This window comes from Marinibactrum halimedae, assembly GCF_021234875.1.
GTDB classification, from domain to species: Bacteria; Pseudomonadota; Gammaproteobacteria; order Pseudomonadales; family Cellvibrionaceae; genus Marinibactrum; species Marinibactrum halimedae.
This window is the reverse complement of sequence record NZ_JAJQVM010000035.1, coordinates 24,120-46,692: the sequence shown is the minus strand read 5'-3', so window position 1 is coordinate 46,692 and position 22,573 is coordinate 24,120. Positions and strand designations below refer to the sequence as shown.

The 22,573-nt window shown below is 47.8% G+C and carries 20 protein-coding genes; 5 read left to right on the top strand and 15 right to left on the bottom strand.

Going from position 1 to position 22,573, the window contains the following annotated elements; genetic code table 11:
- The first annotated feature begins 475 nt into the window (after positions 1 to 475).
- The 4 genes from LU351_RS17345 (at position 476) to LU351_RS17330 (ending at position 4,111) form a co-directional block, all read left to right on the top strand.
- Positions 476 to 808, top strand: a complete 333-nt coding sequence (locus LU351_RS17345; RefSeq protein WP_232595358.1) for a hypothetical protein — start codon at positions 476 to 478, stop codon at positions 806 to 808.
- 528 nt (positions 809 to 1,336) lie between these two features.
- Positions 1,337 to 2,344, top strand: a complete 1,008-nt coding sequence (dusA, locus tag LU351_RS17340) for a tRNA dihydrouridine(20/20a) synthase DusA (protein ID WP_232595357.1) — start codon at positions 1,337 to 1,339, stop codon at positions 2,342 to 2,344.
- Between the two features lie 206 nt (positions 2,345 to 2,550).
- Positions 2,551 to 3,504, top strand: coding sequence for a transaldolase (tal, locus tag LU351_RS17335; RefSeq protein WP_232595356.1), 954 nt, complete (start codon positions 2,551 to 2,553; stop codon positions 3,502 to 3,504).
- 55 nt (positions 3,505 to 3,559) lie between these two features.
- Positions 3,560 to 4,111, top strand: coding sequence for a tellurite resistance TerB family protein (locus LU351_RS17330; RefSeq protein ID WP_232595355.1), 552 nt, complete (start codon positions 3,560 to 3,562; stop codon positions 4,109 to 4,111).
- A 42-nt stretch (positions 4,112 to 4,153) separates the two neighbouring features.
- Here LU351_RS17330 and LU351_RS17325 read toward each other — a convergent pair whose 3' ends face one another.
- Positions 4,154 to 4,645 carry an STAS domain-containing protein gene (locus LU351_RS17325; protein ID WP_232595354.1) on the bottom strand — a complete coding sequence of 164 codons (492 nt, stop codon included), beginning with the start codon at positions 4,643 to 4,645 and terminating at the stop codon, positions 4,154 to 4,156.
- Between the two features lie 9 nt (positions 4,646 to 4,654).
- On the bottom strand, positions 4,655 to 5,848 hold the full coding sequence (locus LU351_RS17320) for a response regulator (RefSeq protein WP_232595353.1): 1,194 nt from the start codon (positions 5,846 to 5,848) through the stop codon (positions 4,655 to 4,657).
- 394 nt (positions 5,849 to 6,242) lie between these two features.
- Between LU351_RS17320 and LU351_RS17315 the strand changes: the two genes are divergently transcribed.
- Positions 6,243 to 6,560 (top strand): PilZ domain-containing protein, encoded by a 318-nt coding sequence (locus LU351_RS17315; protein ID WP_232595352.1) that lies wholly within the window; start codon positions 6,243 to 6,245, stop codon positions 6,558 to 6,560.
- A 94-nt stretch (positions 6,561 to 6,654) separates the two neighbouring features.
- Here LU351_RS17315 and LU351_RS17310 read toward each other — a convergent pair whose 3' ends face one another.
- From LU351_RS17310 to LU351_RS17250, 13 genes are all read right to left on the bottom strand, one after another.
- Positions 6,655 to 7,878: an MFS transporter gene (locus LU351_RS17310; protein WP_232595351.1), complete on the bottom strand. Its 1,224-nt coding sequence runs from the start codon at positions 7,876 to 7,878 to the stop codon at positions 6,655 to 6,657.
- A 73-nt stretch (positions 7,879 to 7,951) separates the two neighbouring features.
- Entirely contained in the window at positions 7,952 to 9,991 is a 2,040-nt protein-coding gene (locus tag LU351_RS17305) for a transglutaminase TgpA family protein (RefSeq protein ID WP_232595350.1), read from the bottom strand.
- A gap of 13 nt (positions 9,992 to 10,004) precedes the next feature.
- Positions 10,005 to 11,051 (bottom strand): DUF58 domain-containing protein, encoded by a 1,047-nt coding sequence (locus LU351_RS20980; protein WP_232595349.1) that lies wholly within the window; start codon positions 11,049 to 11,051, stop codon positions 10,005 to 10,007.
- On the bottom strand, positions 11,051 to 11,971 hold the full coding sequence (locus LU351_RS17295; protein WP_232595348.1) for an AAA family ATPase: 921 nt from the start codon (positions 11,969 to 11,971) through the stop codon (positions 11,051 to 11,053). The genes LU351_RS20980 and LU351_RS17295 overlap by 1 nt, the downstream gene beginning before the upstream one ends.
- 288 nt (positions 11,972 to 12,259) lie before the next feature.
- Complete coding sequence (locus LU351_RS17290) at positions 12,260 to 13,456, bottom strand: O-succinylhomoserine sulfhydrylase (RefSeq protein ID WP_232595347.1); 1,197 nt, start codon at positions 13,454 to 13,456, stop codon at positions 12,260 to 12,262.
- 22 nt (positions 13,457 to 13,478) lie between these two features.
- Positions 13,479 to 15,014 carry an amidophosphoribosyltransferase gene (gene purF, locus LU351_RS17285; protein WP_232595346.1) on the bottom strand — a complete coding sequence of 512 codons (1,536 nt, stop codon included), beginning with the start codon at positions 15,012 to 15,014 and terminating at the stop codon, positions 13,479 to 13,481.
- A 262-nt stretch (positions 15,015 to 15,276) separates the two neighbouring features.
- Positions 15,277 to 15,807 carry a CvpA family protein gene (locus tag LU351_RS17280; RefSeq protein WP_232595345.1) on the bottom strand — a complete coding sequence of 177 codons (531 nt, stop codon included), beginning with the start codon at positions 15,805 to 15,807 and terminating at the stop codon, positions 15,277 to 15,279.
- 237 nt (positions 15,808 to 16,044) lie between these two features.
- Positions 16,045 to 16,752 carry an SPOR domain-containing protein gene (locus LU351_RS20975; RefSeq protein ID WP_232595344.1) on the bottom strand — a complete coding sequence of 236 codons (708 nt, stop codon included), beginning with the start codon at positions 16,750 to 16,752 and terminating at the stop codon, positions 16,045 to 16,047.
- Between the two features lie 135 nt (positions 16,753 to 16,887).
- Complete coding sequence (locus LU351_RS17270; protein ID WP_232595343.1) at positions 16,888 to 18,279, bottom strand: bifunctional folylpolyglutamate synthase/dihydrofolate synthase; 1,392 nt, start codon at positions 18,277 to 18,279, stop codon at positions 16,888 to 16,890.
- A 217-nt stretch (positions 18,280 to 18,496) separates the two neighbouring features.
- Positions 18,497 to 19,360, bottom strand: a complete 864-nt coding sequence (gene accD, locus LU351_RS17265) for an acetyl-CoA carboxylase, carboxyltransferase subunit beta (protein ID WP_232595342.1) — start codon at positions 19,358 to 19,360, stop codon at positions 18,497 to 18,499.
- 123 nt (positions 19,361 to 19,483) lie between these two features.
- Positions 19,484 to 20,329: a tryptophan synthase subunit alpha gene (gene trpA, locus LU351_RS17260; RefSeq protein WP_232595341.1), complete on the bottom strand. Its 846-nt coding sequence runs from the start codon at positions 20,327 to 20,329 to the stop codon at positions 19,484 to 19,486.
- A 5-nt stretch (positions 20,330 to 20,334) separates the two neighbouring features.
- The gene (gene trpB / locus LU351_RS17255; RefSeq protein WP_232595340.1) at positions 20,335 to 21,555 is read right to left on the bottom strand and encodes a tryptophan synthase subunit beta; all 1,221 of its coding nucleotides are present in this window, start codon (positions 21,553 to 21,555) and stop codon (positions 20,335 to 20,337) included.
- Between the two features lie 164 nt (positions 21,556 to 21,719).
- Positions 21,720 to 22,418, bottom strand: coding sequence for a phosphoribosylanthranilate isomerase (locus LU351_RS17250; protein ID WP_232595339.1), 699 nt, complete (start codon positions 22,416 to 22,418; stop codon positions 21,720 to 21,722).
- Between the last annotated feature and the right edge of the window lie 155 nt (positions 22,419 to 22,573).

The window sequence follows — 22,573 nt, the reverse complement described above, 5'->3', positions numbered from 1 at the left end:
AAAGCGGTGTTTACTAATGATTCCATGGATAGATTTCTGTGATGATGCGATGTCAGAAACCACATTATCGCAGTTTTTATCCATGGGCCCAGTACTATGATTTTACCTTTTTTGAACTACTTTCATTCGATACAAAATGCCATTCTAAATTTAAGTGGAGAGTAAAAACTGTCCACAGTATTGCTATTTAAAACTAGAAATAGTCAGAAATAACGAAAATATTGATCAAGCTTTAGCCTTAGGTAATGCGAGTCCCGGCTTTCAGGCGGCTTGGGTATTAAAAAATGAAGGCGATGCATTATCTGAGCTCAAGAATCTAAAAAGATTAGTCTACTAAAGTGCGCCTCACCTTTGACTCACCAGTCTCCCTAATCATAAATATCACTTACTTCGTGGAGGAAGCGTGGTATTATTTGCTGTTTAGTGGTGATCGGAGAGGCTGATCGCTGAGTTTTACCTATCGGAATTGCTTCAGATGTTAAATAAATTATTATTTTTAATTTGCTTATTAATTTTTACTGGAAATACTTTTGCCAACAATGTGAGTACTGCTCAGGTGAAAATCGTAAGTCTTACTAATTGGGTGTCAGGGAAAACCCTTTTGGTTAAAACCGACGAAACTTCTCCTTTAAATCCTGCAAATTGCAGTTTTGGTCATAGATATCATTTGGCGGAAAAAACTTCTGATATTTCGCGCTCTTTACTTTTGAGTGCCTTTATGGCCAATCGCCCAGTTCAGCTAACAATATATGGTCAAGGTTGTTCATCCGATAGACCTCAAATTGTTGCCGTGAGTCTACCTCAATAGAAATATAGGAATAGATAGACCAAGCTCAACGATTGGCTCCTAATCATAAACAGAGCGATCAATAAGGCTTAGGGTTGCTCTGCTTTGATTTAGCGCTTGGCCCCACTCAGTATCATTTACCGGATTCTAGGGCCTGTTAACCTTAAGAACATTTAATGTAGTATTACCATATATCATCTGTGGATCTTCCACATACTTACAAATAAGAGCGCTCTATTATAGCCGCCAACTCTCCTTAATCTCTCACCTTCAGCGACGCTTTTTGCCTCACCCTTGATGCCATTGCTTTTGAGAAAGTTCTAGCTTGCCGGTAAACTACTTTTCCATTTTATTGATACGAACATTACACACGTAGCGAGTGATACCAGCCGCTTTTGGTCTTTTTGTAATGGTATATGAGGCCATTTTTTACTCGGGGCTACAAATTGATTTTGTAGCCCACATGTATCATCGACAATGAAAAAGTGCCAATGGAAGGGATACATCATCAAAAACACATACAATTTCAAGCGACAAATTTAGATATAAATGACTGATTTAAAAGAAAAAAAGCTAGATCGCCGCTTTTGCGTTGCGCCCATGATGGACTGGTCTGATAAACATTGCCGTTATTTATGGCGACTCATTTCTCAGCATGCACTGTTGTATACCGAGATGGTGACAACGGGTGCGATTCTTCAGGGTGATCGTGAGCGTTTTTTGAACTTTAATGAGGAAGAACACCCTCTCGCTTTGCAACTGGGAGGCAGTAACCCAGCCGATCTAGCTCAATGTGCCAAAATCGCTGAGCGCTGGGGTTACGATGAAATTAATCTGAACTGCGGCTGCCCCAGTGATCGTGTTCAAAATGGCATGATTGGCGCTATTTTAATGGCTCACCCTCAGTTGGTGTCTGATTGTATTCGCGCAATGCAAGACACCGTCAGTATTCCCGTAACGGTGAAGCACCGTATTGGTATTGACGACATGGATGACTACGAAGGACTTGTGAGCTTTGTAGAGACGGTAGCGCAAACCGGCTGCAAAACGTTTATTGTTCACGCACGCAAAGCCTGGTTACAAGGATTAAGCCCGAAAGAAAACCGGGAAATTCCTCCCCTCCAATATGAGCGAGTGTATCAATTAAAGAAAGAATTTCCCCAACTGGAAATCATCATCAACGGCGGGTTAACCACCATGAGTACGTGTGCAGAGCAGCTTGAATACGTGGATGGTGTGATGGTAGGGCGAGAGGCTTACAGCAACCCATACGCTTTGGCGTCCGTGGACGCTCAACTGTATCAAACCCAAACAACTCCGCCATCTAGAAACGCCGTTTTTCAACACTATATGGCTTATATGACGCGTGAACACGCGAAAGGGACTAAATTGCATCATATGAGCAAACATGTGTTGGGTTTGTTTCAAGGGCAGCCAGGTGCTCGTCAATTTCGACGCCACATCAGTGAAAACATCCACAAGCCCAGCGCTTCACTGGATACCTTGTGGCAAGCGTTTGAGCTTGTTGCCTCCTCCACCGTCGCCAAAGAATGCTAGTTTGAGGTTGTATTAAACGGCCATGTCGAATATGTAAATCAGTAAGTCCTTGTTCATTCTCTTCAAACTTGGGGTATCATCCTAACCATAACATTTCATGCGGACGCCATTGTTTGCGAATGCTGCTTATGCAGCTTTAGGAATCAACGGCCAACCGTGTACTGTGAAACCAAAGGTCGCCTCTGGGCGATAGAGATGAGGCCAAGATGTCTAGCAAACTTTCCCAACTAAAAGCCATGACCGATGTGGTTGCCGATACCGGTGATATTGACGCCATCGGCCAATACCAACCATTGGATGCCACCACAAACCCCTCCCTGTTGTTCAAAGCCGCGCAAATGCCTCAATATCAAGACATGTTGAAAGCAGCGGTACAGTGGGCACAGGAAAATTCGACTGACGAAAACCTTGTTGGCCTTGCTGCGGATAAATTGGCCGTAGATATTGGTTGTGAAATTTTAAAGCTTATCCCTGGTCGTATTTCCACCGAAGTGGATGCCCGCCTCAGCTTTGATACAGAGAAAACCATCGCAAAAGCCAAACAGTTAATTGACCTGTATGAAACTGCTGGCATCTCTAAAGAGCGTGTACTGATTAAAATTGCCTCTACCTGGGAAGGCATTCAGGCTGCAAAGGTACTAGAGCAAGAGGGCATTCATTGTAACCTCACACTCCTCTTTAGCTTTTATCAAGCGGTTGCGTGTGCCGAAGCGGGTGTTTTCTTAATTTCACCCTTTGTTGGGCGAATTTTAGATTGGCACAAAGCGAAAGACCCTGCTGCAGACTTCAGTGGTGCTGCAGACCCTGGTGTGATCTCGGTCACCGGTATTTATAACTACTACAAAACCCATGGCTATAAAACCGTCGTCATGGGTGCCAGTTTCCGTAACACAGGCGAGATTGAAGCCTTGGCCGGCTGTGATCGACTGACCATCAGCCCTGCATTATTAGCGGAACTGGAAGCCGACAATGGCACCCTCAGCCGCGCATTGGACGCCAACTCTGCCAAATCAGACGAACCAAAGTTAGCATTAGATGAGCCAGCCTTCCGCTTAGGCTTTAATAGTGATGCGATGGCCACAGAGAAATTAGCCGACGGCATTCGCAACTTTATTGCTGATCAAGAAAAACTGGAAACGTTACTGCAACAGTTCGTCTAAATAACCCACTCAAGAAATTGCTCCTCTACAGAAGGTAACGACCCAGCAGAAGGTAATGACCCAGCAAAAAATAATGGCCCAGAGAACCATGGCCACTTCTGTAGAGGGAAAGCATTCATATTTCCCCCAAAACACCCAATATGGAGCTTCAATGATCAAAAAGCTGTTAGATTTTTTTGGTGACAAGGAAGAAAACCCCGACACACTTCCAGAACATGCCTGCCGGCTTGCCAGTGCAGCGTTGCTTGTGGAGGTTGCCAATATTGATAATCACTTTGATGAAAAAGAAGTCAACGCATTATTGCGAATTTTGGATGAGAATTTTTCTCTCACGGCAGATGAATTGCAATCCCTTAGGGAGGAAGCCCAACTGAGTCGTGATAATGCCAGTTCTTTGCATGAATTTACGGCATTAATTAATCAACATTTCAACCCACTGGAGAAATACCAACTGACTGTCAATATGTGGGAAATTGCCTTTGCTGACGGCAGCTTAGACAAATACGAAGAATATATTATTCGTCGGGTTTCGGAATTATTGTACGTCTCACACAGTGATTTTATTCGAGCAAAACAACAAGCTCGGGCAAAGTCGACCGAGAATTAAAATACCGAAAAATAACAAATAGGCCGGCAAAAAAGTATTTATTTACAGGCCCTGCTCTAAGCTTTGAATTAAATCTTCGAATGCTTCTCGATTGCCTGCGTTTAAGCTCATCAATACTTTGTGCGCCTCAATGACTTTATTGCGATAAGTCACCTCATCAGAATGGTCATCATCCGGCCTTAGGGGTGTCGCTGGCTCAAACACTTGATCGGAAGAGCGGACAATTTCAAAAATATCCTCAAAGCCCATGGTCTCAAGCAATCGATTGATACCGACATCGGGCGAAACCACGACCGGCATTAAATCAAATTGATCCTGACAAATGACAGAGATTTTCGCCATCAACCCAAGCGTTGTACTGTCAATGGCTTGGGCATTAGAGAGGTCGAAAATCACTTGTGCAAAGTTATCGCTGGAAAACATTTTATCGATAAATTGGTCGAAAGAAATACACAACGTCAGTCGTACATCCCCTACCATTTTAATAACATTGACACCGTTACGCTCGGCTACCAATATTTGCCCTGACTGCATAGACGCCACCTAATGATTTCTGGCAATGGTCAGAATCGATACATCATCTGGCATGTTGGCGACTGAAGATTCTTCCAGCCCCAACACGCGCGATAAACTTTCAATAGAGCCATCGGTTTCACCCACCACATTGAGTAGTGCGCGCTCTTTTTCGATTAACGATGACGGAGCCAAGGTGTCTAGGACGCCATCAGAAAATACCACCAGAGTGCTCTTTGGTGAAAATTCCGCAGAAAACACTTGCCATTCCACATTACCAAAGATGCCTACCGGCTTACCTTTACCTTCTAAATAACGTACTTCGGTTTCCGTTTTTAGAACTGGTAAAGGTAAATGCCCACCTACAGCATAGCGCATCTGGTGAGTGTGCGTGTCAACCACGCCGATAAAACACGTTAAATGCGTCTCGAAATGGCCACCTCGTAATGCCCCATTTATTTCCCTCATCATCCACCCTGGCCCCTCTTCAAAGGTCGACTCATCAGAGAAAAAACCATTATCTCGCACCATACGCGTCACTAAATGTTTTAGCCAAACAGTGACAAAGGCCGAAGACGCGCCATGACCGGCAACATCGGTGAGATAAAATGCCAAATAGCGTTCGCTTAAGAACGCATAGTCGATAAAATCGCCACTTAAATACAAAGAAGGAATAATCTGCTGGGCAGCAGTATATTGAAGGCGATGCATTGGGCTCATAGGCAATAGACGCTCTTGTACCAACCGCCCTGCCCGTTGATCGCGCTCTAATACTCGAAGATGATCCCGTAAATTACGATTGGCCTTTTCCAGCTTTTCACGATAGCGCTGGTTTTCCAATAATAAATCGTGTCGCTCAAGGGTTTTATCAATGGAGTGCACGAGCACTTCCATATCCACAATGGGCTTGATTAAATAATCACTGGCACCCAAACGCAGTGCCTCTACCACATCCCCCATCACACCGGCACCCGAAATCACAATGACCGGTATTTCACTGTCTCGTTTATGAATTTCCTGAAGTACATTCAATCCATCCATGCCGGGCATACGCAAATCAGACAATACAAGGTCTGGTGACGTCTTTTCAAATAACGCTAATCCTTTGGCACCGTCATCCGCTTCGATAACGTAAAAACCACTGTCTTCTAAATACGCCGCCAAACTTTCGCGTACCAAGGTATCATCATCGATTAACAACAGTTTTCGTTGTCCGTTACCCATGAAAATTACTCATCAGTCGTGTTTTATGTTCGTTCTTGTTTATTCGTTGATGCTTATTTTGTCGTCGGTTTTCGTTTTGAAAACATCACACCATAAACGAATTTGACTGCGTTCATCGCACAAAACATTGTGTTTATATTTAGACAATTTTAATTGTGTCATGAAGCGCGTTAGCGTATTTGGCTATGGAAAGGCTTTTAATGTCTCTGTTGGCGCTGAACCTTAGCTTAAAAGGCTACATATTTGTAGTATTCATTTGCCTCATTCACTGTTCAATTGGCGGTTTTTGCATTACTTTTAGAGAGGCCCGATGTTGAAAATCATCAACATTGCACATGTGTGATTCACTCTGGGCCCTCAACATTACAATAATTGATTTATTGGGGAATTGTTTATGAACAGCTTTCATAATGCCTACTCAGAGAAGCGTGATTTCATTCGGATGCGCGTTGATACGCCCGCTAAAGTTCAAGTACAAGGAGAGTCCATTGACCAAGAAGGTCTGTGCAAAGATTTGAGTGGTAAAGGCATGCTGATCGAACTGACACAACCGATTAGCCTCGGCACGGAATTGATTGTGACAGTGCAATCTTCCCATGGTCATAGCCCGATGATTAAAGCTCGTTGTATTGTCATGCGTGTAGAGCCCCCTGAAGAAGGGTCTGACCGTACTTGCGTCGGAGTGAATATCGAAGAGTTAATAAAAAGTTGATGTCGTAATATGCTCGAGCACGGCTAACGGTTCAATGCCAGTGTCTAATGTTTACCCTGCACAACCCACTGGCATCGAACATTTTTGCAGAAGGTCAATCCACACAGGACCACAATGCAGAACGCAGACCAAATATTACAAACAATGCCATCGTCATCACACCGGCACCAAGCAAAATCGTATTGATTGACAATATCTCCGCAAGAAAACCTGCGCTCACAGCGCCTAAAGGGGCCGTACCAAATAAAGCCAGTTGATATAAAGACACGACGCGCCCTCGCACCGCTTTCTCTACCTGGGATTGCAATAAAACCCGTCCCATCGACGATGATACCGCCACCGCACACCCCCAAGAAAACACCAAGGGCACCAGCGTCCACTGAGGCAATTTCAACCCCAAACACCCCAAAATCCCCCCACTGACTGCAAGGCAAATTAAAACAATGCGCCCAGAAGGCCAACGTATGCGAACCGACAACATCAAGCCACTCATCATGATATTACCAACCACAAACGCTAATTGAACCCACCCGTAATACGCCGCACTCAACCCATACACTTGAGTAATCAACAAAGGAATGAGCACCACGTAAGCACCCAGGTTCACAAAACCATTAAACCCCACCAGCAAAACCAACTGGCGCAGAGTGGAATGGCCCCACACTTCTCGCACACCATGCCGAATAGCTTCTGCCACAGAGGCCTCATTCGCCCTAGTGGGGATGGTTCGGTGGGATAAACGAGAATAACACCACCCCGAAATGCTCAATGCCATTATTTGCACCCCAAGGATCCAAACCAACCCCGCTGTTGTGCTCACACCCGCCAACAAAACACCAACACTCTGAGCGCAATACTGCACAAAACTGACCTGCAAAATGGCCCTCTGCACGGAACTGACGGCAAAAGTAGGCACCATGGATTCTCGCAGAGGTTGCGCCATCGCAACCAGTCCACCGACCAATAGCGCATACCCCATCAAACTCCATGAGCTCAGCAGGTGTAACAACGTCAAACACAACACAACGCTGTGCAATAAAGCCAGCCCGGCGCTGCTGGCCATCAACCATTTGGCGGCATTCCGGCGATCGGCAACCACACCGCCCAGTAAGAGAAAAGCCAGATTAGGAAACAAAAGGAGTGCTTGAATCAACCCAAAGGTAGAGGCACCTAATTGCAGATGCTCAAGCGCCAACCATGGCACCATAATGATGTGCACGCCGGTCGCAAACGCACCGAAACCAAGGGCAGACAAAAAGAAAAGCAGAAGAGATTCCGGCCGTGTTGCACCGGAATCAATGCGTGTACCAACAAACAAACAGGTTACTCCGTAGACGGGCAAACACGTAGAATACACGCTTCGGCGGGATTTCTATATGAGTGTACGCTCATTATCGAGAGGTTATCGGTGCAGATATTGAACGCACTTTGAATCGAGCAACCTCTTCACGCAAAGGCCCCAAGCACTCCGATTGCTCTGCGTACAGTACTGATTGCAGTAGGCGTTCGATACGTTGAATCTCCGGTGCCTGATCCGGCAATAAGTCTTGGGCACGACGAGAAAAATCTCGAATTCCTTCACCCGGCTCACGAACTATACCCACTTTTTTGAGTTTAACGGCAAAACGTTGAAAAGCCTGAAAACCGGGAGAAAGCGGCTCTGGACGCCCATGCCACCACATCCACAACGCAATGATGCCAACAATCCCGGCCACACTCGCCAACATAAGAACGCCGATTTTCCACGCTTCAACGATGCCTAACCAGCGGGAAAGCATGCCGTACTGCTGCTCTCGATCATAATTAAGCACCCAACGCTGCCAGTTGTAGTTCAGCTTCTCCATCTGCAGGCGCATCCAGTTTAAGGAGGAAATATGGCGATAGGCTTCCATCGAGAGCGGGTTTGTCACACTGCGTTCAAATACACTGTTGATACCACTTTCGATACGTAAAGGCGACACTGCGGCGGTTGGGTCTACCCTTACCCAGCCTCGCCCTTCAAACCACACTTCTGCCCAAGCGTGTGCATCCGCTTGCGAAACCGTAATGAACCCCTCAACCAACTCTCCCCCTTGATACCCAGAGACCACCCGCGCTGGAATGCCTGCCGCGCGCATGAACACCACAAAACTGCTGGCAAAGTGCTCACAAAACCCTCGCTGGGTTTGCCACAAAAACTCATCCACACTGTTGCGGCCCAGTAACGGTGGCTCAAGGGTGTAAGTAAATTCTGATCCTACCCACGCTAAAAAGCGGTCCACCACCGCCTCACTGGAGTTTTCCTCTTCGCGCCATTGTTGGGCCAATGCCCGAGTGCGAGGGTTGTAGCCATCCGGTAGAGCGGTTTCCTGTTTATAGCGCCATTGAGGAAGAGGCTCAGACTCCACTTTGTGATCTAAATAGGATACGACATCAAATTGAAATCGCTGCGCGACTGGGGAAAGGCTACGTAGGGTAAAGTTTCGAGACACACCCAAATCCTCATGAGTGCTCTCGGCCAAGTGCAACGCAAATAACCATGAACGATGGGTCGGGTCCATGATGATGCTATAAGACACCGAACGGCCTATTGGCTCGGCATTCACTCGCCACTGGTTAGCGGTCGGTGATGTGGCATTCTTGGAAGCTTTGTTCCATTCCACCATACCGCCATCTGGGTAAAACCCCCATTTACGAGACGACCAAGTGCGACCGTCAAATTCGTCCATCACCATGCCGCGCCAATACAAATCGCGAGCTGAGGGAACCTCACCCTCAAACGTAGCGGTAAACGCTCGACCGCCCCCCCGACTAAGAGAAGAGAAATCCCCAGGAGACATGGTGTCACTGACGCCCGTTTTCGCAGTGTGTTGTGGCATGGGCACTGCCCAGAGGTTACCCAGTCGTGGGAACAATAAAAACAACACCAGCATTACCGGTAAGCTTTGCATCATCAACTTAAACGCTACCGGAATGCCACTGCGCAAATCATCAACACCTGGGCCGCGACTCAACGCCATCAAGGTGGTCATCAATAACAGCACACAGAAGAACCCGTAAAACGCGGCAAAAATATTTTGATGAAAAAGAAATTGGGTGGCGGTGACAAAAAAACCGAGGTAAATCACCATAAAGGCATCTCGGCGTTTATTCATCTCCAATAGCTTAAGAATCACCGAAATGATCAGTAAGGCCACCATCGGCTCCAGGCCCAGAAATCGCCCATACGCCAGACGCAGCCCCGCAATAGACAGTACCGCCAGCAGCACTTTTGCCCATAAACCCGGGTACCGCCATACACCTCGGTAAAGCTGTACACGCCATATCAAAGCGACCGTCAAGGCCACCAGCTCCCAAACCGGTAAGTGGGTAGCATGGGGCAAAATAATCGCCACCAACGCCAGTAACATCCACGCAAAGCAGTTACGAGGGATTTGTTCGGAAAGGCTCATTTTTTCTTACCTCTCACCTTTTCTCACCTTTCACCGTCAATGACGCCGGTTCATCCGACTTGCCGAACAACGCCAGCGCTTTTAACACAGCGTCTTGATGATGTTTACCGCGAGAAGGGATGATCTCCACGCCCGGTAAGCGCAAGCCATAATCAGACGCCGTTTTCTCAAGCTCCAATGCCCAATACGTTAACCGGGATAAACGAGCTTCGGTGTCCAAACCCGCCAACAAATCCCAATCCAACCAGTGCCGGCTGTCGAGAAATGCACTGAAATTTTTGGTGTGTAACCCTTGCCCACGAGCATATTGCTTCCAGGCCACATGTCTTAGAGAATCGCCCAATTGATAGGTTTTTAACCCGGCAAAATCTTCTCCGCCATGTAAGCTATGTAACTTACCCTCATCATTATTGCCAACCGCAGGGGGAATGGGGCCGGCATTAATTGGTTTAGGGTACGTCAGTATCTGAACCCCCAAATCCAAATGCGTCCAACATCGAAAAATGCCCAACGGGTAGACACTTTTCACCGTTATTCGGCCAGGGTAAAACCACCCACGTTCATGGGCTTTCACATACACCGCAAAACGGGCCTGCTCACCAGGTTCCAAGCTGACTAGCGTTTCTGACCCTTGCGGCCAGCGCAATACCATATTTTCTCGCACACGACGCCCAGGCTCTGCCACCAGCCATACTTCTGCGTCTTCCCCTTCGAATGTGGGTTTGGCTTGCACAAACGCAATACTCAAGCCACTCAAATTAAAGTGCGTGTGGTGAATCACAACCACAAACAGCGACATCATGAGATAGGCCATGGCCAAGGCTAAATTGTTTTCGTAATTGGTGCCCACTAGCCATACCAAACCAATAGTGGCGATATACCCAAACCCGGCGGCAGTAGGAAAAATAAACAGTTTTTTACGGTTGAGGGTAATGCGATGATCGGTGGGAATATTGCGCTGTAACATGCGCTCAAACTGACGTAAGAAATAACGCTTAGGGCCAGATAACCATCGTAATGGCCCATTCAATTTGGTCAATACAGATCGAACAAGAGACACTAGCCCACCACATCCACTTGCTCCAATACCCGCTCAACCAAACCGTACCCACTTTGACCGGAATAGTCCGCTGCATCACGAACACGATGGGCCACCACCGAGGGTAACAATTCTTGTAAGTCTTCAGGAATCACATGATGACGCCCGTGCATTAACGCCCAAGTTTTGGCACACCGCATTAACGACAACGCCCCCCGTGTGGATAAGCCATAGGAAAATTCAGGGGCATTACGAGTGTAAGCAATCAGCCTCTGCAAGTAATCCAGTAAAGTGGATGAAGCTTGCACTTGCTCGGCCTGCTCAATAATGTCATCGAAGTCATCGGGAGTGATCAACGTTTGCAATTGGTCGATTCGCTCACGAGGGTCACGCCCTTCTAGTAAGGCTCGCTCCGCACGATTATCGGGATACCCCAAACTGATCCGCATTAAAAAGCGATCTAACTGAGATTCCGGTAACGCAAAAGTACCGTCTTGGGTAGAGGGGTTTTGAGTGGCAATCACAAAGAAAGGTTTAGGCAGCGTATGGGTGACCCCTTCTGCGGAAACTTGACGCTCTTCCATGGCTTCCAATAACGCACTTTGTGTTTTCGGTGTAGTGCGATTAATTTCATCGGCCAAGAGCAATTGCGAAAATACCGGCCCTTGATGAAAGCGAAAGCCATTGGTGTCTCGATCAAAGATGGAGACACCAATGATGTCTGCCGGCAATAAATCACTGGTAAATTGCACCCGGTTGTACTCCAACCCCAGCACTTTTGCCAACGATTGGGCCAACGTGGTTTTACCCATACCGGGTTGATCTTCAATGAGTAAATGACCACGACTGAACAAGCAGGCCAAAGCCAAACGAATTTGAGTATCTTTACCCAATACGACGCGGCTGATTTCCGCCACTAACCGCTCAACGGTTTTTTCCATAAATCGGACTCTTCGTTCTTACGCAACGCATTCTTACGTAATTCGTTCTTATTTAGCGCTGAAACTGCTCGGTGCGATGAGGATTGTTTCCTCGCAGCCTCACGGTATCGAACTACACCAGTAACCTTATAAATCTATAGATCGAATTAATCTATGAGTCCAATTCGGTCCATTCGTGCTCTAACACGATTAACATTGATCATACTGATGATATTGATAATCCGGTAAGGCTCTTCCAGTCAGACTCTTCCAGTCAGACTCTTCCAATCAAACCCTACCAGTCAGACTCTATAGGGCCAATAAACCTCGTGCTAAGTCATCCATTAGGTCTTGCTTATCCTCCAGCCCCACCGCAATACGAATCAGATTTTCGGTAATACCGGCTGCGGTTTTCTCCCCCGGGGATAAACGACCATGAGTGGTTGTGGCGGGATGAACAATGGTGGTTTTCGCATCGCCCAAATTAGCAGTAAGTGACATCACTCGTGTGGCATCAATTACCTTCCACGCTTCCTCACGGCCACCGTTAACCCTAAACGACAAAACACCACCAAAACCACGCTGTTGTTTGGCGGCCAAATCGTGACCCGGGTGTTCAGGCAAACCAGCATAGAACACCCACTCCACCTGAGGCTGGTCTGAAAGCCATTCTGCTAACGCCTGAGCATTGGCACAATGCGCATCCATACGCAAACGCAGGGTTTCTAAGCCTTTCAAGAACACCCATGCATTAAACGCACTCATGGTTGGGCCGCAGGTACGCACAAAACCAAGAATCTCGGCCATATCCTCTTTAGAGCCAACAACACAGCCGCCCACACATCGCCCCTGCCCATCCAAATACTTGGTGGCAGAATGAATCACAATATCGGCTCCCAACCCCAATGGTTTTTGCAGTGCTGGCGTACAAAAACAGTTGTCTACCACCAGCTTGCAGTCATGGGTTTTCGCCAATACAGACAGGCGCTGAATGTCCACTACATCGCATAAGGGGTTAGAGGGGGTTTCCACAAAAAACAATTTGGTTTCAGGTGTGATAGCGGAGGCCCAAGCGGCGTAATCCAACGGCTGTACAAAGGTCGTCGTTACACCAAATTTCGCCATAAACTTCGTAAACAGTACCGAAGTGGTGCCAAACACGCTGCGTGAACAGAGAATATGATCTCCCGCTTTGAGTAGCGCCATGCAGGTCGATAAAATGGCCGCCATACCCGACGCCGTGGCCACTGCTGCGTCTCCCCCCTCCAGCGCCGCAATGCGTTGTTGAAACACCTCTACGGTTGGATTGGTGTAGCGAGAATAAACATTCCCTGGTTCATCACCATTAAAACGGGCTGCAGCAGCGGCGGCTGAGTCGAAAACGTAGCTGGAAGTGGTAAAAATCGGCTCACTGTGCTCGCCTTCGTGGGTGCGCACCTGCCCAGCTCGCACTGCCAGCGTATCAATACCCCATTGAGCGATTAACTCATCATCAAAATCGGTCATCACCATTCCACCACACGCTTTGTTAGGCTAAATTCGCCACATCGTTTTCGTTATGAATGCCAATCAGCGCATTTTCATCCGGGTCGACGACGCTGGAAGCTTTCACTTTATCATTACGGGCCGCATCCAATGCATCCAAATATTGCTTGTCCACATCCCCCGTGATGTATTGACCATCAAAAACAGAGCAATCGAAATCCTTCACGGTAGGGTTGCCTTCACGAGAGGCGTCTAACAAGTCTTCCAAATCTTGATAAATGAGCCAATCAGCGCCAATTTCTTCACTGATATCATCCACCGAGCGGCCATGGCCAATCAGCTCACACGCACTGGGCATATCGATGCCATACACATTGGGGTATTTCACCACCGGTGAAGCCGACGCAAAGTACACTTTTGCAGCACCGGCATCTCGCGCCATTTGGATAATTTGCTGACAAGTGGTGCCTCGCACAATGGAATCATCCACCAGTAACACGTTCTTGCCTTTGAATTCTAACTGAATCGGGTTTAATTTCTGACGCACCGATTTCTTACGCTGTTGCTGGCCAGGCATGATGAAAGTACGGCCAATGTAGCGGTTTTTTACCAGGCCTTCTCGAAATTTCACTCCTAGGTTTTGAGCAACGGTTTGCCCCGCGACACGGCTGGAATCAGGGATTGGAATCACCACATGAATATCGTGATCGGGACGCTCTCGCATGATTTTTGCCGCCAACTTTTCACCCTGGCGCAAACGCGCTTTGTACACAGAAACGCCATCCATAATGGAATCGGGTCGCGCAAAATACACATGCTCGAAAATACAGGGACGCAACTGAGGGTTATCCGCACACTGCATACTGTGGAGCTGGCCATCGGACGTAATAAACAGCGCCTCGCCCGGCGCCACATCCCGAATCAGGGTGTATCCTAAAACGTCCAGCGCCACACTTTCTGAGGCCACCATGTACTGACGACCTTCATGGGTTTCTTTCGCACCATACACCAGTGGGCGAATGCCATAGGGATCACGAAAGGCCACGATGCCATAATCGGCCACCAACGCTACTGCCGCATAACCGCCACGCACACGGCGATGTACTTCTCTGACGGCCTGAAAAACATCCGCAGCCGTGGGTATTAATTTTTTCAGCAGTTGCAATTCATGAGCAAACACATTCAACAAAATTTCGGAATCGGAATCGGTATTCACATGGCGTAAATCCGTTCGATAAAGATGCTCACTGATTTCATGGGTATTGGTTAAATTACCATTGTGCGCCAGACCAATACCGTAAGGTGAATTGACATAAAAGGGCTGCGCCAAGGCGGGGCCAGAACTGCCTGCGGTAGGATAGCGAACATGGCCAATACCCATGTTGCCCACTAAACGCTGCATATGACGTGAACGAAACACATCGCGCACTAGACCATTGGCTTTTTGTTGTGCAATTCGCCCCTGGTGACAAGTCATGATACCAGCCGCATCCTGACCACGGTGTTGCAACATGGTTAATGCATCGTAGAGCTGCAAATTGACATCTGACTTACCTACGATCCCTACAATTCCACACATAGCGCTTTAACCTCAAAATAATTGACGCAACGAGCTTGGACGACTGGATAAATCGCCCTATACACCCTAATTCTCAAACTTCTTCATGCCAGTTTCTTAATGCCAGCTTCTTAATACCAAGTTACTGTACTCTTTGACTGGATTTCAGCCTTAACAACGAACCTGTGACTCTATTTTGATGTAACTCCCTTGTGGAGAGTCTAGGTGAGATCTTATGGATGGATTTACCTCACCTGAAAAATAACTGCGTTTTCTCAATACATTAACGCTGTTGAGCGTCTGTCACCGATTCAATGGAAGAAAATAAGCCACGGATAAAATCCATAACCGACTGAGCCACTTCACGGGATAGAGATTCAAACTGTAAAAACTTGGGTATCAATACCGACTGTTGCCACCATGGATCTCGATCAATGGGTACCACGGCAGGAATCAACAACAAAATCGCCATGATTAAAATAAAGCCGCGCAGGGCACCAAATAACATGCCCAACAATCGATCGGTGCCGGAGAGGCCGGTAAACTTAACCAACTCCCCCAATAAAAAATTCACTAACCCTCCCACCAATAAGGTGGCAATAAACAGAATGGCAAAGGCGGCGATATCACGAAGGGAGGGAGTGGAAATAGAATCAGTGAGGAGGTAAGAGAGCGGTTCTCGGAATAACATGGCGATGACAAAAGCGGCAACCCAACACGCCAGTGACAGCGCTTCTTTGATAAAGCCTCGCTTAAGACTGATTAAGCTAGACACCAATAAAATGGTCAATATGGTCCAATCCGCCCAATTCATGCCGGAATGTGTTCCTCATGTAATGTATTAGAACAAGCCATTGGCGCCATACGGTTCGAGCAACACAGCGCGCGGCGGATTCTAGCAAAGCTCAACGTCGACCGACTAGAGCCAATTGCAAACATTATTGCGTCAATGAAGGAAAAGCGAGGACAAATTGATCATTTTTACGCCATTCAATGCCGTTTATACCCATCAGCCATCGTGAATGGAATGATGATGGGTAAACCAAGCAGGCTAAGGTTGGTAACGCATCACCAATGCATCAATACTCAACTGTTTATCCAACTTTTGTTTCACTTTCTCAGCAGATCGCTTATCAATATTTGGCCCGACAAAGACTCGATGCAAACTGCCTTTATTAGTGGAATAGACACGACTATAGGCTTTGTATCGATCCGCCTGTAACTTCTTCACCATTGCGTTGGCACGATTCGCTTCAGAAAAACTGGCCACTTGAATCACCCAGGCCTTCGGTAACCCTGATTCCGCCAAACCAACCGCTCGCTCCTTTCCAGCAAGAGATAATTCCCCGGCAGAAGAATCCCTTACAAAGGGCTCCTGTACAGAGGCCTCCCCTACAGAAGATAATGCTGGTTTCTTATCCCGGCTCGCTGAAACGGCTCGTGACACGGGCTCTGGAATCGGCTCTGCCGTTACTTCTGGCTCAGCCTTCACGGTAGTCAACTGACTGTCAGAAGGTTCCTCCGCTTGCGCTGTGTTGCCCGGTAAAAACAGCGTTTCTGGATCCGGCGGTGGCGCCGACCCTTCGGGGGTTTGAGGAGCCTGATGTGGGTAAGGTTTAAATTCAGGGGGTGGCGGAATTTGGGTTGTTGTGTCCACCACTACACGCCCAGGCCGGTCGAATAAGACAGGTAAAAATAACACTCCGACCGCAATGAGCACACCAGCGCCAATAATCCGCTGCTTGGCACCACTATCCACTGACTTCTCCCATCTTACCTCTCCCCTTTATTCTTAGGTGTATTAATTTTTGAGATGTATTAATTACTGAGATGTATTGATTATTGAACGGTGTTCATTGATGAATACATGATTGAATAGGCAACGATAACAGACTTAGCGGATACGAGGGTCTTCCATCGCCTCACCCACCGTATAAAAAGACCCCATAACGATTAATTGTTTACGTTCAACCTGCGCACCTTCAAACAATGACAACCCTTCAGACACTGTGGCAACCACATTTGTTCGTGACGAATTCACTCCCAACGTTAGAAGACAATCCGCCATCTCCGCCCCCGGCAAAGCACGAGGTGTATCGATGGACGGGCAAATCCAATGATCTACCCACGGTAACAAAGGCCCTAATGTACCAGGCAAATCTTTATTACCCATCATTGCCACTAACACCCATATTTCCCTATCAGGGTTGGCATGTCGCAATGACGACAATTTATCCGCCAAGGCCCGACCAGCAGCAGGGTTATGGGCGACATCCAACAAGACCGGAGCAGTACTTGGGCGTTCAGCATCCTGCCTACCAGTCAGCGTCATGGTTAAATGCTGCTGACGACCGGCCAAACTCAGGTTACCCACAATGTGTACCAGCCTTTCCGGTGAAGGTAGCCAATCAAGACACAACAAAGCCATCAGTGCAGCAGCCACACTTTGATGCGGTAAATGCGGAATGGGTAGCTGGATTTCTGTGCATGATTCATTTAAATGGTTTGCCCACCAACACCACTGATTATTGTCGGTGTCTAGGCGAGCACCAAATGCCTCCCCCCATTGCAACCGCAGCGCCTCAACCTGTGAAGCTGTCTCAGCAATGGATTGAGGAGGGTCCAAATCTGCACAAATTGCCGGTGTGTTGGCCCGGAAAATACCGGCTTTTTCACGACCGATGTCTTCACGATTATCCCCCAGCCATTCCATATGGTCCAAATCAATCGACGTGATAACAGACACGGTTGGGTCCACCACGTTCACTGCATCCAATCGCCCCCCCAATCCTACTTCCATGAGCCAGGCATCCACCTGATACTTTTTAAACAGATAAAACGCCGCAAGGGTCCCAAATTCAAAGTAGGTAACGGTTGTATCGCCACGGGCTTCATCAATGGCGGCAAAGGCTTCGCAAATGTCTTCGTCACTGGCTTCCTCACCATTAAGGCGAATACGTTCGTTGTATCTCACCAAATGCGGGGAAGTATAAGCGCCGGTTTTCAGCCCCTGATCTAACAGCATGGCCTGTAAGGCTGCCACACAAGAACCCTTACCATTGGTGCCCGCAACCGTAATAATGGCAGGAGGCTTATGCTTCTCCCCACCACTGCCTACAACAGACTCATAAGACGCAATAATAGAGGCATTGGTCAACCCTAGACGTTCCGCTACACGCTGAACACGGGTTAACCCTAAATCAATTTCCGTTTTGTGTAAGGTTTCTTGCCAAGACAGCCATTGTTCAAGGGTTTGAAAACGAGGGGAGTGGGAATGTGTCGCCATGGATCAGAATAGGTAACCTAAAGGTGAAAGGTGGTTAGCAACAGAATAGATCTGTTTTAACACTGTTTTTATAAGAAAAACGCCAGCAGGTTTACCCTGCCGACGTTTGTTGATGCGCCCGATGTGCTTTTTACTGCCTCTGTAAATACCCGAGTCTTTGTAAATGCCCTACTCTCTGTAAATCATCTACCGTACAGACATAAGGAATACAACACATTTACGCAGCAGAGCGGCCCGTCAATTTAGACAATAACCCTGACACTTTATCGCGCATTTCATTGCGGTGAATGATCATATCTATCGCTCCATGATCCAACAAAAACTCACTGCGCTGGAAGCCTTTGGGCAACTTTTGACGAATGGTCTGCTCGATAATCGCAGGACCTGCAAAACCAGAACGGGCACCCGGCTCGGCAGCATTAATATCCCCCAATAACGCCAAAGAGGCGGATACACCACCATAAACGGGGTCAGTCATAATGGAAATATAAGGCGTACCCTGCTGTTTTAATCGTTCGATAACGGCACTGGTCTTTGCCATTTGCATCAGAGAGATCAACGCTTCCTGCATACGAGCACCACCGGTGGCAGAAAAACAGACCAGCGGGATATTTTCTGCCAAAGACACTTGTGCGGCACGGGTAAAGCGCTCGCCCACCACATAACCCATAGAACCACCATGGAATGCAAACTCAAACGCTACTGCCACTACCGGTAAACCATTCACGCTACCGCGCATGGCCACCAAGGCATCTTTCTCGCCTGTGGACTTTTGAGCATCGCTTAAACGGTCTTTGTATTTCTTCACATCTTTGAATTTTAAGCGATCGATTGGCTCTACCTCTGAACCAATTTCTTCACGGCCATCTTCATCTAAAAAAGTATCTAAGCGGCGGCGAGCACCAATACGCATATGATGATCACACTTAGGACACACATCATTATTGCGCTCTAATTCAGGGCGATAAAGAACCGCACCGCATTTCACACACTTCTTCCAAAGACCTTCCGGCACACGACTTGCGCCTCGCTCAGCGTCAGAGCGAGTTAATTTAGGAACAATTTTATCTAGCCAGCTCATTTAGCCCATCTCATTGGTTATTCTGTTCTGTGGGTAATTTATAGACAGTCTTATAAATCTTTCAATGTCGACCAAAAGCTTACGCTTTTGATCGACTCCAATCTTCACACATTAATCACGCAATCAAAGCTCATCCAAGGCTTGCCGAATTGGTGCCACTAAAGCACCCACTGCTTCAGCAATAACCTGCGCTGGTTCACCCGACATGGCACCCATTGTATCCACGAGCACACTACCGACTACAGCACCATCGGCCGTTTTAGCCACCGCTTTGGCTGAAGCGCCATCCTTGATGCCAAATCCAACGCAAATAGGCAAGTCAGTCATGGTTCGAATGGACGCCATCTTGGCTTCCACTTCGTCCGTATTCAAATGACCTGCCCCAGTGACACCTTTTAAAGAAACGTAGTAAACAAACCCGCTGGCTAAAGAGAGGATTTTCTCCGCGCGCTCTGCCTTAGTGGTAGGCGAGATTAAGAAAATAGTCTCTAAACCCACCCCCTTAAGCTGATCATCTAACGGCTCAGCTTCTTCAGGAGGTAAATCTACCGTTAGTAGACCATCAACGCCTGCCTCTACCGCTGCTTTCGCAAAAGCATCGTAGCCCATTCTCTCTACAGGGTTCGCATACCCCATCAATACAATGGGCGTGGTGTTATCGGTCTGCCGAAACGCCTTAACGACATCTAAGGTATCTCGCAAACTCACCCGGTGCATCAACGCCCGCTCATGACCACGTTGTATGGTTGGGCCTTCTGCCATCGGGTCAGAAAAGGGCACACCAAGTTCAATGACATTGGCCCCCGCTGCCACCATTTCATGCATTGTAGGCACAGTGGCATCACGGGTCGGGTCGCCATTAACGATGTAGGTCACCAACGCCTTACGCCCTTCATCTTTCAGGGCCTTTAATGTTTGATTAAGTCGATTATGTTCTCGATTGACTGTCTGGTTAACGGTTTGATTCATCGTGGTTACACCTTAATCCCGTCGATATCCGCAATGGTTAAAATGTCTTTGTCGCCACGGCCTGACATGTTCACCACAATGATTTGATCTTTATCCAGCTCACGCGCTAATTTTTCGGCGTAAGCCACGGCATGGCTACTTTCCAGCGCTGGCATGATGCCCTCTACACGGGTGATGGTTCGGAAGGCTTCCAAAGCTTCATCATCGTTGATGGGCACGTAATTCACTCTGCCCAAATCTTTCAACCAGCTATGCTCAGGACCTACACCAGGGTAATCCAAACCAGCTGAAACAGAGTGGGTTTCGATGATTTGGCCATCATCGTCTTCCATCAAGTAAGTGCGATTGCCATGCAATACACCGGGTACCCCGATAGTCAGTGGTGCCGCATGACGGCCGGTTTCTACCCCATGCCCGCCGGCTTCCACACCATACATTTGCACTGAAGTGTCTTCCAAAAAGGGGTGGAACAAACCAATGGCGTTAGACCCGCCCCCCACGCACGCCACTAAAGCATCGGGCAGCCTTCCGGTTTGCTCTAAACACTGAGCACGAGCTTCACGCCCGATAACACACTGAAAATCTCGGACTAACTGTGGGTATGGATGCGGCCCTGCCACCGTACCGATGATGTAGAAGGTATCATCCACATTCGTCACCCAGTCTCTCATGGCTTCATTCATCGCGTCTTTTAGAGTCTTCGAACCTGACTCCACCGGGATCACATTGGCGCCGAGCAGTTTCATTCGATACACATTCAACGACTGACGCTTTACGTCTTCCGCTCCCATAAACACATGGCACTCCAAGCCCAGTCTCGCGGCTACCGTTGCTGTCGCCACACCATGTTGGCCCGCGCCGGTCTCAGCAATCACGCGTTTTTTACCGCTGTACTTTGCTAGCAGCGCCTGACCAATCGTGTTATTCACTTTATGAGCGCCCGTGTGATTTAAATCTTCACGCTTCAGATACAACTGGGCACCGCCCACCGCTTGGGTCCAGCGTTCGGCAAAATAGAGCGGAGAAGGACGGCCAACATAGTGAGCAAGGTCTTTATCAAACTCTTGCTGGAAATTCGGATCGCTTTTCACACGTTGATACAAGGCATCCAAGTCATCCAAAGCCTCGATTAGGGTCTCGGAAACAAAGCGCCCTCCATAAGGGCCAAAATGACCTTTTTCATCGGGAAAGGTGGCGAAATTAGGCTGGGTTACGGTTTCTGTCATTTGAATTTACCTGAGTAATAAGTCGAGTCGCCGATTTGGTTTGATGATGGACTCGACTTAGAAAACAAACAATGGCACTAGCGAATTGAGGGCGCGCGATCATGCCACACGATGGTACCGAACTAGGAGTACAAAACTAGGAGTACAAAACTAGAAATACAAAACTAGATCGAGCGTCGCCATCGTCCACAGGCTGTGGCAAATTCAATCATCTTCTGATGACTCTTCACACCAGGGGCGGACTCAACACCGCCGCTTACATCCACGCCATAAGGCTTCGTCATTGCAATTGCCTCTACTACATTTTCAGGGGTCAGACCACCGGCCAATACCAATGGTCTTGGCGCCTTTTCTGGAAACAGCGCCCAATCGAAACGCTCTCCAGTGCCGCCTGGAACACCTTTACGATAGGTATCCAGAAGCAGACCTTGTGCGTCAGGATAAGATTGCAATAATGCGTCGATATCGACACCGGGTTTCATACGCACGGCTTTAAGAAAAGGCCGTTGAAAACGTTGACAGAATTCATTGGTCTCTTGGCCATGAAACTGTATCAGATGCACCGGCACATTCGACAAAACAGTTTCGATGGTGTCAGGTTCCGCATCCACGAATAACGCCGTCACCGAAACAAATGGGCCAACCGCCAAGGCAATATCCCGAGCCGTTTGAATCTCCACGAAACGCGTGCTTTTTTCATAAAATACCAATCCAATGGCATCTACACCGGCTTGAACGGCTGCATGGGCATCGTCTAATCGCGTAATACCACAGACTTTGACCCTCGGTTGATAAAGGTGGTCCGAGGGAAACGTAGTGTCTTGGTTGAGCGGCGCATCAATTGGATTCGGTGGTTGTGTCATGAGGGTAAAACAGGTTGTCGTATCGTAAAGTAAGGCGTTTTCTTAACGGTTATTATGCAAGAGTTGAACAAGCAAGAGCTGAACAATCTTCACCCAATAAACCGTCGATGCCAATAGGATCAAATCAAAATGATCAAATTTACGGCAAAAATATC